Below are 18,235 nucleotides of genomic sequence, written 5' to 3' on the forward strand. Positions count from 1 at the left end.
TTCAGTTATTTTTCTCAACACTCCCACTAAAGATTAAAAAATAGACATTCAGTGCGGATTTTGTTCTGTAGATGCTGAAATTTGAAAAAAAAACACGAAAAAACTTGCATCAGATCTCATCCCGAGTATAGTGCCCGAATCGGACGCGGGGTGGAGCAGCTTGGTAGCTCGTCGGGCTCATAACCCGAAGGTCGTTGGTTCAAATCCAGCCCCCGCAACCAATTACTGATTTTATCAGTAAAGTATTAAAAGTAGTCAGCAGTATAAAGATGTAAAAATTCAGTCGCGGGATGGAGCAGCATGGTAGCTCGTCGGGCTCATAACCCGAAGGTCGTTGGTTCAAATCCAGCTCCCGCAACCAATTTTTTACTTCTTCAGTCGCGGGGTGGAGCAGCATGGTAGCTCGTCGGGCTCATAACCCGAAGGTCGTTGGTTCAAATCCAGCCCCCGCAACCAATTCTTTCTTAGTTTCCTTCCTTGAATAGCAAATCACCTTTAGTCTTTATCCTGTATAAACCCTTATTTTTTTATTTATGCAAATAAAAAAGGCGACTCACAAATTAGTTCATCACCTTTATATCAACATATACCTAATAGCTCACTCGATTAGTTACGAATAGCTAGCTCTCCACCATTGCGGAAATAGGCTTTAACCCCTTCAAAAATAGATTCAGCCATTTGTTGCTGGAACTTAGCTGTTTTAAGCTTTCGCTCTTCTTCTAAATTACTAATGAATGCGGTTTCAACTAGAATTGATGGTATTTCAGGCGCTTTAAGTACCGCAAACCCGGCTTGGTCAACTTTGTTCTTATGCAATTTATTGACTTTACCCATGAGTTTTAATACTTCATCACCAAACTTCAAACTATCATTGATCGTTGCCGTTTGGACCAAGTCAAGCATTGTATGGTCAAGATATACATCTCCACTCTTACTTACCCCACCAATTAAGTCAGCTTCATTCTGAGTTTGCGCAAGATAGCGAGCCGTATTACTGGTAGCCCCTTTCGTTGATAAAGCAAAGACAGAGGAACCGCGTGCTGAACGATTAGTAAATGCATCAGCATGAATAGAAACAAATAAATCTGCTTGCATCTTTCTTGCTTTCGCAACACGAACCTTCAACGGAATAAAAACGTCTTCATTTCGTGTCATATAAGCCCGCATTTTAGGGTCTTTATCAATTAACGCTTTTAAACGACGTGCGATTTGCAGGACGACATCTTTTTCTCGCGTTTTATATTTCCCTATCGCACCTGGGTCTTCACCACCGTGTCCTGGGTCTATCATAATAATAATCGGGCGATCCCTTCCCGCCTTCCCTGGTTTTTTAGCTTGAGCTGGCATATTTTCTTCGAGATCACCTTTATTGTAATCCTCAAGTAGTGCCAACAGTGGGTCATCATTGGTATCGACACCTTTGCCCGGATAAAAATCAAGCACTAAACGATGTTTAAATTCACCAACAGGCGTTATCGTAAAGAACTGAGGGCTAACTCTATTTTTTACTTCAAAAACTAAACGAACCGTTTGAGGATCAAACTGCCCTACCCGAACCAACTTCAAATACGGGTCACGAGTTTGGATCTGAGTCCCCATCTGTTTAAGCACATTATTTAACTGCACCCCTTCAAGATCGACAACAATGCGCTCAGGGTTATTAAGCACAAACTGGCGATACTTTAACGGGACGCTGGATTCTAGCGTAACTCGGGTATAGCTTGATGCAGGCCAAATACGCACAGCGATGACGCTGCTATTTGCAGAAAAACCGAATGGGCTGACGCTCAGTAACATAACTGCAGCTGCGCCCTGTATAAAACGGCGCTTCGATGGGCTGTGATCTTGATGACTCATCAATAATTCCGAACCTAGAACTGAGAAATAAAGTGATTTAAGAATAACTGCCAATAGCTTGACCAGAAATAAGCACTCTAACTAATCATTTGTGCTCTGTCATTAAGAATATACAAGACATCTATAGACTTACCACTATAAGCATAACTTAATCATACCTAGAGAAAATGTTTTTGAGTGACTTTCTGTGTCAATTTTAAGCAATTTAATTTCCGTAGAGTATATATAGTTAAATTTAGAGATATGTAAACGTCAAAAATAAAATTGTTACTTTTTTTATACCATCTTTTACTTGATATTCTGCGCCAAAAAGAATAAAAATACATTATTAGCGAATAAAAATTCATTTAAGAGGGTCGTTATGAAAGAGCGCAGTACCGAATTGGTTGATGAGTTTCGCCATTCGGTCCCTTATATAAACGCCCACCGCGGCAAAACTTTTATTATTATGCTTGGTGGTGAAGCAATTGCCCATGAAAATTTCCCTAGCATTGTCAATGACATAGGGTTGTTACATAGTTTAGGCATAAGGATTATCGTCGTTTATGGCGCTCGGCCTCAAATCGAAGATATCCTAGCAGAGCATAACTATGACGCTGTTTATCACAAACATACTCGCGTAACTGATGCCAATACACTTGAATATGTCAAACAAGCCTCAGGTGCTTTACAATTAGATATTACAGCTCGGTTATCCATGAGCTTAGGTAACACTCCGTTACAAGGCGCGCATATTAATGTAGTTAGTGGTAATTTTGTTATTGCTCAACCATTAGGTGTCGATGACGGTATTGATTATTGCCATAGTGGTAGGATACGCCGTATTAATGAAGAAGCGATTAATAACCAACTCGATAACGGTTCCATTGTACTCATTGGCCCTGTTGCCGTTTCTGTTACTGGGGAAAGCTTTAATCTCACCTCAGAAGAGATAGCCACCCAACTCGCTGTAAAAATGAAGGCTGAGAAACTTATCGGTTTTTGCTCTTCGCAAGGGGTTGCTGATAAGAACGGTAATATCCTGTCTGAGTTATTCCCAAATGAAGCGGAAAACCTCATTCAACAGCTAGAATCTGAAGGGGATTATTACTCAGGAACTGTACGCTTTTTACGCGGTGCAGCAAAAGCTTGCCGTCGTGGTGTTCGCCGTAGCCACTTATTGAGCTACCAAGAAAATGGGTCTTTAATCCAAGAGCTGTTCTCCCGCGATGGTATTGGTACCCAAATAGTAATGGAAAGTGCAGAGCAAATCCGCCGCGCAAATATTAACGATATTGGGGGCATTTTAGAACTTATTCGCCCACTCGAGCAGCAAGGCATTTTAGTACGGCGTTCACGTGAGCAGCTTGAAATGGAAATCGACAAATTTACCATTATTGAACGTGATAGCTTGGTGATTGCTTGTGCGGCTCTCTACCCATACCCAGAAGAAAAACTTGGAGAAATGGCATGTGTTGCAGTTCACCCTGACTACCGCAGCTCTGCCAGAGGGGAAGAACTACTTAATCGAGTGGCAGCTCAAGCAAAACAATTTGGCTTAGACAGATTGTTTGTATTAACAACACGCAGCATTCATTGGTTCCAAGAACGTGGCTTTACCCCTGCTGAAATTGAAATGCTACCATTGAAGAAACAAGCATTATATAACTACCAGCGGCGTTCTAAGATTTTAATATTAGATTTAAAAACCCAATCAGATAAATAACTATTTCGACACTATTTGAAACCATAGCTGGTTAATTATCCTCTCCCACCCAAATCATATGGATGTATAATTTGGGTGGGCACTTTTACAACTTTAACTCTAGCTAGGAATAAATTACACAGTTAAGCTATTTGTACAACCCTTGCCTTTTGGCATAATGGGATTGTATCTAAATGGGGTTTTAATGCAGCTTCCATTTCAGCAAAAGAAGTGCCGTAAAAGTAAAATGCTGTTTCTGTTGGACCATCCCAAACACCATGGATACTACCAATATCTTCAACTGCTTCATCAAGTATGTCAAAGACCTCATTGATATCTCCGTTTTCATAAACCTCATCGGCTAATTCTGTTCCATTAAAATAAATTGCCAGCCCTTCATCTGTACCAAAATCAATCCGGACATCTTCACCATGAATAAATAAACGAGAGCCCTTCGGCGCTAACATTGAAGTAAATAGCTGGATAATTAAGCTGATATTTTCGTCACTAGCATCCGCAATAGCGATTTCTATATCGCATTCTTGTGCCTCACCATTATCATCAAGTGACGTACCACCACCAGTAACATGGATATCTTTCCCCATGCTTTTCATGACTTCATCAAATGCATCTTCTAAATCTGCACGCCTAATCGGCTCAAGCCTTGCATTTAATGTTAGGGTTATTGCGGTCATTTCTTGCTGGTTATCCATCTTATTACCTTTAATCTATGGTTATAAATTATTTAAATATAACTGTCACTTAAGTATATCTTAGTCACATTAATTGTATCGCCAAACCACTGCGCCGTTTTGTCGGCGTTTCAATTGCTCGACGTAATACTTTTGGGCTCCCATAAAGGGACAATTCTTTTTTTGCTCGGGTTATTGCGGTATAGACGAGTTCACGTGTAATAACAGGTGAATATACCTGCGGTAACACTAATGCGGTATGAGCAAACTCCGAACCTTGTGATTTATGAACCGTCATCACATAAGCGGTTTCATGCTGTGGTAGACGGTTCGGTTGTATTCCACGAATAGTGCCATCTGGAAATTGAAAGTAAGCTCTCAGGCTATTATTTTCATCAGGTAATATGACCCCAATATCCCCATTGAATAACCCTAGTGGACTATCGTTGCGGCTAATCATGATTGGCCGGCCAGCATAGTGTTTATTTAATAAATTATAGGGACGGTTTATTAACCCTTGCCGATGTAATAATTTTTCTAATTTATCATTCAGGCCTACTACCCCAAAAGGGCCTTCCCGTAAAGCGGTTAATAAACGATATTGATTAAACTTTTTTAAAACCTGAGTCGGCGTTTCCTTTGATTTTACAGCCAATAAATAATCTTTATAATTTTCAGAGGCATTTAATAAAATTTGCGCATAATCATCTGCCGTTTCTTGCACATAATTATGCACATCAAAACAGCCCTGCTTTAATAACTTTTGAACACCAAGTACATTTCCCGCATTTACAGCAAAAGCAAGTTTCCCAATTCCTGAATCAGCAGAAAAACGGTAGCTTTTGCGCAATAAACACAAACTATCGCGAATTATCGGACCTGTTGTCGAAGAGTATTGTTCGATAGAATAACCCGATATCTCAGAAAGCTGAGCCGCTCGTTCAAGGCTGTAACCATTATCTGCAAACTGGCAAATATCCCCGAGTACAGCCCCTGCTTCAACAGATGCAAGTTGGTCCTTATCACCAAGAAAAATAAGTTTTGCATTTTCAGGCAGCGACTCAAGTAATTTACCCATCATCGGTAAATCGACCATTGATGCCTCATCAACAATTAAAATGTCTAGCGATAATCGGTTATCTCGGTTATAGCGAAATTTTTGGCTTTCAGGCTGAGCACCAAGTAAACGATGAAGTGTTTTCGCTTGATGTGGTAATAACGCCCTCTCATCATCGGTTAAAGGCATATGTTTCATTGCCTCTCCTAAAGATTCGGTTAACCTTGCAGCCGCTTTACCTGTAGGCGCCGCAAGCTCAATTCTGACCCTATACTCATGCTTAGTTTCCAGTTTAATTAATGCAGCGAGGATACGCGCGACCGTTGTTGTTTTCCCTGTTCCCGGCCCCCCAGAAATTATGGAGACTTTACTCGTCACGGCAACAGCAGCTGCAATTTTCTGCCAATCAATCTCATCTGAGATCGGAAATAAATTATCTAAAACCACCTTGATTTGTTGGTTATGTTTATCATCTATTGGGGTGTTAGAAAAATAATGCGCAACATACTGCTCATATTGCCACATTCGTTGAAAATATAAGTAATCTCCCGACAGAACCAACGGTGAAGTTTTATTTTCATTTCCTAACGAAACTGCATTTGCTTGCAGCAAAGTTTGATAAACCGTTTGCTCATCTGGCTGCCCCATTTTGTGCCAAAACTCCGCGGCCAGTTCAGGATGCCGACCTGCAAATAACTTTTCAGGCATGATGTCAGATAACGCTAAGCAAACATGCCCTGCCATCGTTTCCGCACTAAGAATAGCAGTAACCATCAGTAGTATTGGGTTTTCATCCTCTGATAGGCTATAGGCAAATTGCACATCAAGTGGAGTAAAAATACGTTCTTCAATTCCCCGATTAAATAGTGCTTTCATTCAGCACCTCCCCTTGTTGCCTACCTTGAAAAAGGAGATCCAATTCCCCAATAAAAGCTTCTAAAGGCCGATAAAAAAAGACTCCATTATGCGAATTTACCTTATCAATCCCTCTTAGGAATAAGTAATACACACCACCGAAATGCGTTTCGTAATCATAATTAGGTAACCTTTGTTTTAAATAGCGGTGTAGTGCCAAGGAATATAATTGATATTGTAAATCATATCGGTGATCGATCATGGCTTCGGCCATTGCTTCTTGAGTATAAAAGCTAGCATCCTCACCCAGGTAATTTGATTTATAATCAAGAAGATAAAATTTGCCACCCCAAAAAAAAGTCAAATCAATAAACCCTTTTAAAATCCCTTGTACCTTTTCAAAATTCAACGGAGGGCAACGCTGAGATAGCGGGTCATATTGATGGGCAATTTTATCTAAATGATTAGCCGTGAGTTCCGATTCTATAGGGATATAAAATTGCATTTCATCTAACTGATCTTGTGGCTGTAATGCAGATAAACATAAGCCATCATCTGCTAACGGAGCCTGAACAATCGCATTTAACCACTCTTGCAACATAGGTGCCCATTGAATACCAAACCCTGCCGCTTCTAATTTTTCAGTTAACCATTCAACCGAAATTGCTTCAGAGAAATCAATCTCTTCCATCAGAGTATGTAAAAAGGTCCCCGGCAATGCCCCTCTAGGGAATTGATGGGGCGTTAAAAATTCAGCCGAATTTTCACCTTCTTGTTGCTCAACATCAACGCTGACTTCAGTATCCATATTTGGTGCTAGTGAATTTGCAAATTGTAGAGCAGATACGGCTTGCCCGTCTTCTGAATGGTTAGAACCATAACTTAGCCCCGAATAGCTGGTAACACGCCAGTGGTCATCAAAATAGCGAGTGACTTCCCTTGCCGCTAAGTTTTCATCATGATTTGACTCAAGAGTTAAACGTTCAAATTCAGGTACATCAATGACAGTAACATTAATTACATCGTTACTGAGTTCATCGAGCATCTCATTTAACAGTTGGCTATCTCCTGCCTGCCCTTTTTGTATGACGTATCCAAGCGCAGATAAATGTAAGTCCGTTTCACCACTTTTCTTTCTATTCCCTTTGATCAGCGGCGCAACCCCCACACTACAGTGATAGATAGCCCGAGTTAAGGCTACGTATAATAAACGCAAATCTTCAGCTAATCGCTCTTCATCAGCCAAGGCCACGGTATCTTCACCATCAGACAAGTCTAGCCTTGTACCGAAATCTGTTCTGTCGTGATATAACCCTTTGGACTGAGGTAAAAAATTACTGGCAAAAGGTAACCAAACAATTTTGTATTCAAGACCTTTAGATTTATGAATTGTACTAATTTGAACCAGATGTTTATCACTTTCAAGGCGCATTTGTTGCGCATCTGATTGATGGTCTGGGTGTGCAATCTGCTGCGCTAACCATCGAGTAAGTGTGTGCTCACCTTCAAGTTGTAGTGACATTTCTTGCAACAGTTCACCAATATGCATTACATCCATCAATCGGCGTTCGCCATCAATTCCAGATAATAATGTTTCAGCGATATGCCTCTGAGCCATCACCATGCGAAGCATTGGGAGTACACCACGTTTTTGCCACACTTGTGCATAACGAGCGAATTCATCTACTAATTGTTCCCACGCTTTCTCATCGTGATTAAGGTCATCTATTTGCTTTGCTGATAAACCTAATATCCCTGTGGCTAATGCACTACGCAAAACACGTTCTTTTTCAGGGGATAATACCGCCTGCAATAACCACAACAGATCCCTAGCTTCCGGGGTGGAAAATACGCTTTCCCTATTGGATTGAAAAACAGAAGCTATATTCAGTTGATTTAAAGCATCGCGAATTAATACGGCCTCTCGCCGGCTACGTACCAAGACGGTAATATCTGAAGCTGCAACAGGAGTACACTTACCTTTATTATCAAAATAAGTATCCCCTCGCAGCCCACCTAGTAAATACTGAGCTATTTGTGCCGCACATTGTGACGCTATTGCTTGCTCATATTCCGCGACAGAAACCCCCTCTGCACCCAATTGCCAAAAAGTGAGAGCGTTAACTTCATCACCATTATGGACCAATTTTTTCCCACTATTTTGTGGGGCAAAGTTAACTGGTTGAAAAGGTATTTGATCAAATATGAACGGAGACTCGCAATGACTAAAGATATGGTTAACGGCCTCAACCATACTTTGAGATGAACGGTAATTAGTCTCTAATGTGTAGTGAGCACTAACTTCTTTTTTGGCTTCAATATAAGTAAAAATATCTGCACCACGAAAGGCATAAATAGCCTGTTTAGGGTCACCGATAAAAAGTAAGGCGCTGTTTTCAACACCTTGGTAAATCCGTTGAAAAATACGGTATTGTTGTGCATCTGTATCTTGAAACTCATCAATCATTGCCACAGGAAAACGCTGGCTAATAGCATGAGCTAAAAATTTCCCACTCTCTTGGCTAAGAGCACTATCTAAACGAGTTAATAGGTCATCAAACCCCATTTCTCCCCGATTGTGTTTTTCTCGAGTAATAGTTTGCCTAACTTCAGAAATCGCGAGTGGAATAATAAGGTCTTTAAGTGTTAATGATTGAGAAAGTAGGTTGTCTATATGTTGAAAAACAATATGTTCTGGCCCAGAACCGCTTTTAGATTTTTCATGCAATGTAGTTTGTGAAAAACGAACGAGATCCTTTGGTAACTGATAATCCTCAGTAGGCTCTTGCGCCCACTGAGCTATTTTTGTCAACCAAGAAGGTAAGAAACGGGAACTATAACTTCGTTTATCAACATCAGAATCTGTAATCAGCTTTTCGAAATCAGCGGAATGTTCTAGCCAAGATGCTTTAACTGAATCAATTAATGAGATTAACCGCTGGTGTCGTTCCTCTAGTGTTTCTATTTGTTGAGGCTGATTAATAATAACTGGAATATCACCTTGCAAAAAAGGTTTTATCTCTGTTAACAATGACTCAGGGCTGTTCCACAATGACTGAATGACTTTCGTCATCGAATAATTTAACGGATAAAAATGACGACGCCAGAAATCTGCACAAGCTTGCTTTTGAATCGGAAATTCGTCTTGAACCATTGTTTGCTCAAATAACACACCTGATTCAAATGCATTATGAACCAACATTCTTTGGCAAAAACCATGAATAGTGTAGATAGCAGCTTCATCCATTTGTCTTTCTGCCGCCAATAGCCATTCTTGGGCAAATTCCCTTTGTAAACCCTCGGGAAGTTCACTTAATAGTTCAAGATATTCTGGCTGTGATTCAAAACCAACGCCATTTCTTAAACACACTAAGCGCATTTCATGTATCCGCTGACGAATACGACCGCGTAGCTCATTCGTTGCTGCTTCAGTAAAGGTTACAACTAAAATTTCCTCAATACTCAAAGGCCTAGAGAAAGCATTCGCCCCCCCTAAACCTAATAAAAGACGCAGATAAAGTATACCTATTGTGTATGTTTTACCGGTTCCTGCCGATGCTTCAATTAAACGCTGCCCTTGCAACGGTAATGAAAAAACATTCAGTAATTGGGACCCTATCTGCGCGTTATTCACTCAGCATCTTCCTTTATTGGTAAACTCTTTTGTAATTCTGAAGCTGTTGGGTACAGCCGCCAATTTTTCAATTTAGCGTACCCTGCTTTTCCATCAACACCATGCCCTATAACCTGAGAGCTAAGTGCTAACCCTTTGTGTTTGATAACTGCATCTTCATAGTATTTGATTACCTGTTGTTTAGTCGCAGAACCAAGCGTAGCTATTACTTTTTCTCGAGTATCAAAGCTGAAAATATTACGTGAGAAATCGGAAGAATAGCGACCAACCTCCTCATAGAACGTTTGTGGTGGTTGTTTCATTTCAGTAATCATCGATTGTTTATACTGATTAAACTCATCTGTTGGTAATTTTTTCAACCTTTCCAAGGCATTGGTATAAAATTCCTGATAACGAGTATTCAGGTAGTTCGGCGTTTTAGCATTACTTTGCAATAAAAAGCCAATTCCCCACTGATCGCCCAGGCCCGCTTTAAAAGCAAACACGGCATAACCAAGCTGTTCGTTTGTCCTCAGTTGGTCATAAAACCAAGGTTGGATCACCTTCGCGAGAATGCCACCAAAAACAGCGCCATCAATGCGATTATAACCATCTGGAATAAAGATCTCCGCTAATGCATTATCGGAGCTATTCCCTTGTTTATGAAAATCAGCTAAATAGCTTTTATCAATAACAACGATATCCCCACGCCACCAATTTGTTCCTTCGCTTTTGAGTAGCTGTTGAGCATCTTTAATGGTCTCAATACTTTTTTCTTCCGTGATATTACCGAAAACAAGTGCTTGTAATGCAGCACTCTTAACCAGCATCTCACGATAATCAGTAATTTCTTTAAGCGTAATTTTATCTAATTCAGCAAGACGCTGTTCTTGCTCAAAATATGGTACGCTATTGATGCGCTGCAGGGGCTGCATTGCCAGTTCATAAGCTTTAGCATTGTTAGCAACCGCAATTTGCTCTTTGTACCAAGATTTTGCTTGAGCTAATTCCTGCTCAGTCGGTTCAAAGCTAAGATACAGCTTAGTCATTGACAAAAAGAGCTCAGGTAAGTGTTGCGTATAGCCACTCGCATTTAACTGCAATCCAACGCCCTGAGAAACAGAGACAGACATACCTGCAACAGACGCCTGATATTGCAGTTCATCCATTTTTAATGATGAAATATATTGCAACAAGGCCCCTGTAACTTGTTCTTTAGCATCCTTGTCACCTTGGTTTGAGCGTAATGATAAGGTAATGCTCGCTTTGGGTTCATCTGCAAAATATTGACTTGGCATATATAAAACACGCGTATTCCCATCCTGATAAATAAACTCAGGGTGTTTATAGGCTTTATCTGTTTTTATTAGCGTCAATTTATCCGCAATATATGGGTTTAAAACCGGTAATTTAAAACCCATTTTAGATTCTAAATTAGACCAATGATTAAATTGTTTTTGTGTGATTTTATCAACTTGATAAGGCGCATCAACAAAGTAAGCCTTTTTGTTACTAGGCTCATCCGGGCCAATAAACCAAACTCGTGCATTTTGTGCAGTTAACTCCGATAAGCGTTGTTTAATCGCTTCTGGATCATATTTGTCTGCAATATAGTCTGAATCAAGAACATGTTTAACTGGAACATCAATCATCTGGTCAGAGAGCCATTCAATATAATTCATATCCCTTACAATCGACCCATACTTAAATGACAAATTGAGCACGTTTGCTATTTCGTCAAAGTAATTTTTATTGACCCCCTCTTTCTTGATCAGATCAAGATAGGCAAAAATAGCGGCAATAATTTCGTCTCTGTTCTCTAAGCCTTTATCAGTCAATGTGACATATATGGAAAAAGAACCATAATTTCTATCTGCATTTGGTGAGGCTGATGCACTAATACCCTCAGCAAAGCCTTGTGATATCAACCAGTCCGCTAATGTCCCAGGGCTTCTATTCCCGATCAAGTAACTAATATAGCTATCACTTTTGCTACGAAAGTCTGCCATATTATTTTTGATGCTAAATTCAATTTGTAGCGCTTTTTGTGGTTGTGCGGGGACATAATGAATAATGATGCCCTTTTCTTTATCTGTTACTGCTGGAATATCAAGAACCGGTACGCTCGCATTAAAATTAGGGATACGACCAAATGTGTCTTGGGCAATTTTAGCTAATGATTCAATAGATTGATCACCGTAAAGAACACCATTCATTAAATTTGCAGAATAATAGTGCTTATAAAAGCCCACTAATTCGTCTTGTAATTTACTATTCGCTTTATCTTTTAATGTATCAAGATTCCCCCCAGAAAAGCGTGAATTTGGGTGTTGGGGATTTAATGTTTCCGAGCGCACTTGCCATAGACGCATGCCATCACGAGAACGCGCCATTGTAAGCTCTGCATTGACCGCATTACGTTCTCTATCGGCATTTATAGGGTCTAAAAGTGGTTCTGCTAAAGCATCAGCTAGTCTATCTGTCGCTTCCTGCAATGCCCCATTTTCAACTTCAAAATAATACGCAGTACGGTGAGGTGCGGTACTCGCATTGTGGCTGCCACCATGCTTTTGTAAAAATTCCGAGAAACTACTTGGCTCTGGATATTTTTTAGACCCCATTAAGACCATGTGCTCTAAATAATGAGCTAGCCCTAACTGGCTATCTGGGTTTTCAATACTACCAACAGGTATCGATACAGCAGCTAGCGATTTCGTTGCTTTGGCATCTGAAACCAACAAGACAGTCATGTCATTGCTTAGTTTTATTGCTTTATATTCCCTAGGATCACTTTCACTCTTATTAATCGTTTCTGGTAGTAATTCCCAGAGTGGTTGCGCTGCTAATGCACTACCACACACCAAGATGGTGAATAATAAGAACAAATGAGCGATTTTTTTGGATAAATATTGCATCCTATGGTGCTCTCCCGTTATTTCAAGTATTTTGTCATCGGCAATAAGAACCGCTGAGTGTTTAATAAAAGCGATTGGATCATAGCGCTATCAATATTTCTGCATGCTCGCAACACATAATCATCTTCCATCTCACCTTTTTTCATTTGGCTTCCTTGCAAACTTTGAAGCAAAGCCGACAGTGCTTTTTGTTGTGTTTCTTCATTTGAAAAATCATACTGCTTTGTCTTTTTATCAAAACAAGCCGTTATCCAATTCCAACCACTTTGATTTAGAAGGATGAGGGGTGAATCAAAACCCTCACAGTACCCTGTTATTAAGTCTTGTAGATACCCCAAAGCATCTTCTTTGCTAATAGATGAAAATTGCCAAATACTATTATCCCTACCTAGTGATAGGCTGTCCCCTTCACCAATTTGCGAGTTAAATAATAAATGCTCAATCCATAACTGGACCCCATCATTAGCGGTTAAGTAAGCTGGTCGATAGCGTAATAAACCTGTCTCGTGAACATTTTTAAGTACCCCAGTAATTTTTACCCTATTTATTTCAAAATCAATAGGATAGTCAAAAAGTTGCCTGTCATATTCTTTAACTTTTTCAGCTAATGGTAAAATCTCAGTTAACTGCTGCTCCCAAAAAAGCTGGCCAAATTGCTTAGCCGGTAACTGACCTGAAGCTTTCAAAGCGAAATAAAATGGATCTGGGCTTTCATCTTTGACAAGCAAATCTAAAATTTGATCATTAATTTTATAACGTTGTAACCGACCAAGGGTAAATGGCTCTTCTTCTGGCAACTCTGTTTCTTCAATTGAAAAATGCACTTTTAACCGTTGTTGGAAAAACGCCCGAATTGGGTGACGATAAAATCGTAACAATTGTTCGAGAGAAATATCCGTAATAGGTTCTCGAGTTTCAAGTACAGAGCAAAATGGTTCATCAACTCTATTGGCTGTTTTTGCTGCGAGTAACCACTCACTAGCAAAGCTTTGGTAAGGTGTTTTAGGGAGGAAATTTTCTTTTGCGAATGGTACTCTATTATGTTGAATAACTAACCTTTGATTTAAACGCTTAGCACTTTCATCGATGGTAAGCGACTCATCGCCTACCAAACAAAAACTTTGGCAAATATAATCAAGCAATTCCGTCACTAATACTGATGGATTACAAGGTTGATTATCACGAATAGATAGCCCTATATAACTAATATAGAGTTGTTTAGCTGCTGAGTTCAATGCCTCTAAAAATAGATAACGGTCATCGTCCCTCCGTTTTCTATCCCCTCGGACTGATTTTTCAGTCATTAAATCAAAGCCTAGCGGTGGAATATTTCTAGGATAAGCACCATCATTCATGCCTAATAAGCAAACAACTTTAAATGGGACTGAGCGCATTGGCATCAAAGTACAAAAGTTAACCGAACCAGCCAAAAAACGCTGGCTTATCTTCTCGTCATCAAAACGCACTGAGAGTTCATCACGGATTAAACGAAGTGGAATGAGCTTGTCGTATCCTGATGTTATCGCATTATCAATAATTTGATGCCATTGTTCTGTTAATAACGTTAATACCAACTCAGTTTCGCTATCAACCATAAAACAGCTATCCAGTAATGGCTGACAAAGCTCCTTCCATTCACTCAGTGAACGTTCTTGCTCTAATAAGGTTCGCCATTCCCTTAATGTATTTATTAATAATGCGAGTTTGCCAGCAAGTTGCGCGGCTAACCCACTACATTCATCATATGGTAAAATACCATTCCAAGGACCATTTCGGCTATCCATTGCATAACCAAGCAACATCCTGCTTAAGCCAAATTCCCAAGTATTCTGGCCAATAACAGGGAGAGCAAAAGAGCGTACATTATCATCATCAAGCCCCCAGCGGATCCCCGATTCATTAACCCATCGACGCAATAAACTTAACTCGCTTTCATCGATCCCAAATCGGCGGGAAAAAGAGGAGACTTCAAGCAAAGAAAGCACCTGTTCCGTCGAAAAACGGCTTTGAGGTAAATCGAGTAGCGTAATAAATGCTTGTAAGATTGGGTGAGCTTGTAGTGCTTTTCTATCTGAAATTGAAAATGGAATATAGCGAGAAGATGCCGTATTACCAAAAACAGCCTGAATATAAGGTGCGTAGCTATCGATATCCGCAACCATCACAATAATATCACGCGGAGTTAATGTCGGGTCTTGCTCAAAAAGTGCTAATAACCGGTCTTGTAATACTTCAACTTCCCGCTGCGCACTATGGCACGAATGAAATGTTATAGATTCATCCAGCTCACTTATTGGACGTTTGCCTGAACTCGTTTCATAACTTTCTAATGTCGTTCCTAGCTGTGCATGATTTTCCAGATCTAAGATATCTTGCTGTATATTTTCTAATAAATTTGCACGCTTTGTATCTACATACGCAGAAATTTCATTGGCGTTATCAAGTTGGGCAATAAAATATAAATTGTCTCTACCAAGTTTCCCCCACGACGCTAACAATGGGTTAGCAATATTTTGCTCACCATTTTCATTAAATAAGGTCGGGCTATGTTCTTCGGCCTTAAACCGAGAAATTTCATGTTTATCAAGATAATGGCGTAGCTTACGCTGCTGTAACTTAGCTAAAAATGATGCACTTTGAATATCCCCCCAATAATAGCGGCAGGGGTTATTAAACATTAAATGAACGTCCGTATGTTCTGCAATAGCATTAAGAGCCTGCAAATACGTAGGTGGAAGTGATGAAATGCCACAAATAAAAATACGTTTTGGTAGCATTTTTCCTAAATCAGGCACTTCTAACAGCTTATTAATGAAGCTTTGGTATAAATTTGCCCTGTGCCAAGGCGGTTGTTTTAATTCGTTTGAATAATCAACAAGGCATTGCCACAAGCGCTTTTGCCATAATTGATTCGAGCTTAACCCTTCAATCTCTTCATTTTGCTGCCATTTTTCAATCCATTGAGGACGATAAACTAAATACTGGTCAAATAAATCAGCAATTCTCCCTGCAAGCTGATGCAGCTTGCGTTTGTCTGTATCTTGCTGAAGATAATGCCTTAAAGGTTCAAACTCTTCTTCATCAATCACGGTTGGCAATATTGTCATCAATTTCCATGTCATTGCTTGTTTCGTATATGCACTTTCTTTAGGAATATCAGGGAGTACCCGCCTAAACATGTCCCAAATAAATGTTGCTGGCAATGGATAATTAATATTTGCAGCAATGCCAAATTGCTTTGCTAACTCGATTTGTAGCCACTGAGACATACCAGGGCTTTGCACCAAAATAATTTCTTGCTCAAAAGGGTGAGGAAGTGGTTCATTTTTCATTAAATGAGCAATTAACTCTTTTAATAAATCTAATTGATTAGAATGATAAACCTGAAACATGATGCTCTCCTATTGAGCAGTACCAGCGGCTTAACGAAAATCGCTGCCTTGAAATTAGTAGTGAAGCCATCGACTCTGTACAATATTTAACAGGGTGCGTAAGAGTTTGCTCTATTTTCCATTCAGGGTAACGTAAAACCGCCCCAATGGAAGAGATTTCCTCAGAATAGGTTTCATCACCGACTGCCCCCTGCTTTTCTAATCGACTATGCAAGACCCTTACCGCCGTTGAATCTTTATACAATTGATTAAAATTCAATACGATATATTGCGTATAGTTTAGCAAAGCTATTAATAAGATAGCAAAAACTGCGGTTGCAATGATTGATTGTATTAATGCAAAGCCTTGCTGTTCTATTTTCACTGGCAAAACCCTTTTTTTGTCACAGGGCAATAGTCTAACCAGCCCTTCGAACGCGGTATAACTTGCTGCTTATTAACATCCAATATAACCCAACGATAAACTTTTATTTCTAAACCAAACTGATAATCACTTTGCCCCGATAAAATAAAATTTGAACCTTTGTAATGTTTTAGGCAACTTTTCCATTTCCGGTTTGTATTTTGCTGGCAAAACCAAGTTTTATAGTTACGTGAATGGATATCCCACAATAGTGTAGCCCCCCAAGCAAGTGCCGATTCTGCTCGATTAAACCCGCTAAAATACCGAACTTCTTTGCGCCATTCTTCGAAAGCCCGCTCTTGGTAAAAATGCAGTGATTTAATGAGTATCAACCCCATGGTCATTAGCACAACCACCATCACTAAAGCGACACTCCCATTTTGCTGCTTTATTAGCCCCATTATAGATTCCTAAGAAATACAGCAAACTGGTAATTAAATACTTGATTAGGTAACAACCGAGTTTCTACTGCTAAAAACACTTCTAATATTCGCTTGTTTTTCAACAAATTGAACGATAGCCGTTTGACCTTAACAACATTAGGGTCGAACAATGATTGCCAACGAGTTCCATCACAGTTTCTAACGTTTCGGTTAGATTCTAATTTCTCACCATTAAAACGATAGCTAAAATAATCAGTCTCTGTCTTTTTTGATTTAATATTTTCCCACTGCCCAGACAGGTCTTGGTCATAAGCAAAAATTATGCACGAGTTATTAATTTTACTCAGGAACTTAGCACTAATTTTTATTGGCTCACCAGTACAATGAGCACTGCTACAGTAACCAATACGCCTGAAGTCTTTTTCCATATTCAGCAAGACCTGCCTAACTTCTCTATCAAGTTGATATTGGAAATAAGCGCGATAAGTTTGCTTAAAAATGGCGGGGATACTATTCATAGCAGCAACACATACAAAGCTACTTATTACTATTGCTATTAACATTTCAATTAATGTAAAACCACCTTGGTTTTTATCTGGTGTTTTATTTCCATCAATGCTAGCCCTGTTTAACATTTGGGTAACCCAACAATATTTTTCTTACTGCAAGCCCTAATCCGCCCTAAGGCCGAAATATAAATAGAAATATCAGTATCTTTATTTCTTAATTCGAAGCTAAACGCGCGGCTTGTACCTTGCTTGCCATATAAATCGACTGAGTGACGACTAGCCCTAATAAGTTCAATTCCTTGATACTTATCCGCTGTTATTTTCCCTATTTCTTGGCGGGTATTCGCATCCTTTACAGATATCCCCCAGCCCTCCTTACCAATCTTGATTGATAACAACTGATGCCTATTTAAGTAAACACCTTCCATCATATGACTATAAATAAACTCAGATAGTTGCCTTGCAGCATCAATTAACCGTTGCTTTTCTAGATGCTGTTTCCACTGATGCATACCAGATAAAGTTGTTAAAGAACAAATAAATAACACTGAGAGGATCTCAATTAAAGTGAACCCATGTTGGGTATGACTTTGCTTCTGTTTCATCGCCTTTTCTTCCATTTTTATACACAAAGTGGATATTGGCGAAAAAAAACTATATAGCGAGTTAGGTTGATCCATCTTGCGTAGAGCTTCGCAACCTCATATGGAATTCACACAATGTTTAGCCATGTTTGCGAAGCTTTTCGCAAAAAAGTAGTCATGTAGAAATAAACACAAGAAAAAATTTTGATAGCCAGACAAGATTGGATTCAACGAAAGGATAGAAACAACCAAAGGAGGGAAATGTGGTATGCACGAATAAAAACACTAAGG

The 18,235-nt window shown here is 39.6% G+C and carries 11 protein-coding genes and 3 tRNA genes; 4 read left to right on the forward strand and 10 right to left on the reverse strand.

The genetic code is table 11. The features are described 5' to 3' along the window. Window positions 1-144 precede the first annotated feature (144 nt). From P3L56_RS16680 to P3L56_RS16690, 3 genes are all read left to right on the forward strand, one after another. A tRNA-Met gene (locus P3L56_RS16680) sits at window positions 145-221 on the forward strand. A gap of 63 nt (window positions 222-284) precedes the next feature. Further along, window positions 285-361: transfer RNA gene (locus tag P3L56_RS16685), tRNA-Met, on the forward strand. Window positions 362-379: 18 nt separating this feature from the next. Continuing rightward, window positions 380-456: transfer RNA gene (locus P3L56_RS16690), tRNA-Met, on the forward strand. 150 nt (window positions 457-606) lie between these two features. Here the strand turns inward: P3L56_RS16690 and amiC are convergent. After that, window positions 607-1,857, reverse strand: a complete 1,251-nt coding sequence (gene amiC / locus P3L56_RS16695) for an N-acetylmuramoyl-L-alanine amidase AmiC (RefSeq protein WP_042845973.1) — start codon at window positions 1,855-1,857, stop codon at window positions 607-609. A 361-nt stretch (window positions 1,858-2,218) separates the two neighbouring features. On the opposite strand from amiC, the gene argA reads away from it, so the two are divergent. Then, the gene (gene argA / locus P3L56_RS16700; protein ID WP_042845975.1) at window positions 2,219-3,562 is read left to right on the forward strand and encodes an amino-acid N-acetyltransferase; all 1,344 of its coding nucleotides are present in this window, start codon (window positions 2,219-2,221) and stop codon (window positions 3,560-3,562) included. 122 nt (window positions 3,563-3,684) lie between these two features. Here the strand turns inward: argA and P3L56_RS16705 are convergent, their stop codons facing one another. The 9 genes from P3L56_RS16705 to P3L56_RS16745 all read right to left on the reverse strand — a co-directional run bounded on the left by P3L56_RS16705 (window position 3,685) and on the right by P3L56_RS16745 (window position 17,965). Further along, window positions 3,685-4,254: a hypothetical protein gene (locus P3L56_RS16705; protein ID WP_042845977.1), complete on the reverse strand. Its 570-nt coding sequence runs from the start codon at window positions 4,252-4,254 to the stop codon at window positions 3,685-3,687. A 64-nt stretch (window positions 4,255-4,318) separates the two neighbouring features. Further along, on the reverse strand, window positions 4,319-6,166 hold the full coding sequence (gene recD, locus P3L56_RS16710) for an exodeoxyribonuclease V subunit alpha (protein WP_210831488.1): 1,848 nt from the start codon (window positions 6,164-6,166) through the stop codon (window positions 4,319-4,321). Further along, on the reverse strand, window positions 6,150-9,779 hold the full coding sequence (recB, locus tag P3L56_RS16715) for an exodeoxyribonuclease V subunit beta (RefSeq protein ID WP_210831489.1): 3,630 nt from the start codon (window positions 9,777-9,779) through the stop codon (window positions 6,150-6,152). Before recB ends, recD begins: the two co-directional genes overlap by 17 nt. Then, window positions 9,776-12,673, reverse strand: a complete 2,898-nt coding sequence (ptrA, locus tag P3L56_RS16720) for a pitrilysin (protein WP_210831490.1) — start codon at window positions 12,671-12,673, stop codon at window positions 9,776-9,778. Before ptrA ends, recB begins: the two co-directional genes overlap by 4 nt. A 17-nt stretch (window positions 12,674-12,690) precedes the next feature. After that, window positions 12,691-16,065 carry an exodeoxyribonuclease V subunit gamma gene (gene recC, locus P3L56_RS16725; RefSeq protein ID WP_272686210.1) on the reverse strand — a complete coding sequence of 1,125 codons (3,375 nt, stop codon included), beginning with the start codon at window positions 16,063-16,065 and terminating at the stop codon, window positions 12,691-12,693. After that, window positions 16,043-16,429, reverse strand: a complete 387-nt coding sequence (locus tag P3L56_RS16730; protein ID WP_129466383.1) for a prepilin-type N-terminal cleavage/methylation domain-containing protein — start codon at window positions 16,427-16,429, stop codon at window positions 16,043-16,045. Before P3L56_RS16730 ends, recC begins: the two co-directional genes overlap by 23 nt. Then, the gene (locus tag P3L56_RS16735; RefSeq protein WP_129466384.1) at window positions 16,426-16,869 is read right to left on the reverse strand and encodes a DUF2509 family protein; all 444 of its coding nucleotides are present in this window, start codon (window positions 16,867-16,869) and stop codon (window positions 16,426-16,428) included. Before P3L56_RS16735 ends, P3L56_RS16730 begins: the two co-directional genes overlap by 4 nt. Beyond that, window positions 16,869-17,486 (reverse strand): prepilin peptidase-dependent protein, encoded by a 618-nt coding sequence (locus tag P3L56_RS16740; RefSeq protein ID WP_048606299.1) that lies wholly within the window; start codon window positions 17,484-17,486, stop codon window positions 16,869-16,871. The genes P3L56_RS16735 and P3L56_RS16740 overlap by 1 nt, the downstream gene beginning before the upstream one ends. Continuing rightward, entirely contained in the window at window positions 17,480-17,965 is a 486-nt protein-coding gene (locus P3L56_RS16745; protein WP_225833046.1) for a prepilin-type N-terminal cleavage/methylation domain-containing protein, read from the reverse strand. The genes P3L56_RS16740 and P3L56_RS16745 overlap by 7 nt, the downstream gene beginning before the upstream one ends. Window positions 17,966-18,235: the final 270 nt, after the last annotated feature.

Origin of the sequence: Providencia sp. PROV024 (assembly GCF_032709665.1) — a bacterium.
Lineage (GTDB): Bacteria > Pseudomonadota > Gammaproteobacteria > Enterobacterales > Enterobacteriaceae > Providencia > Providencia huashanensis.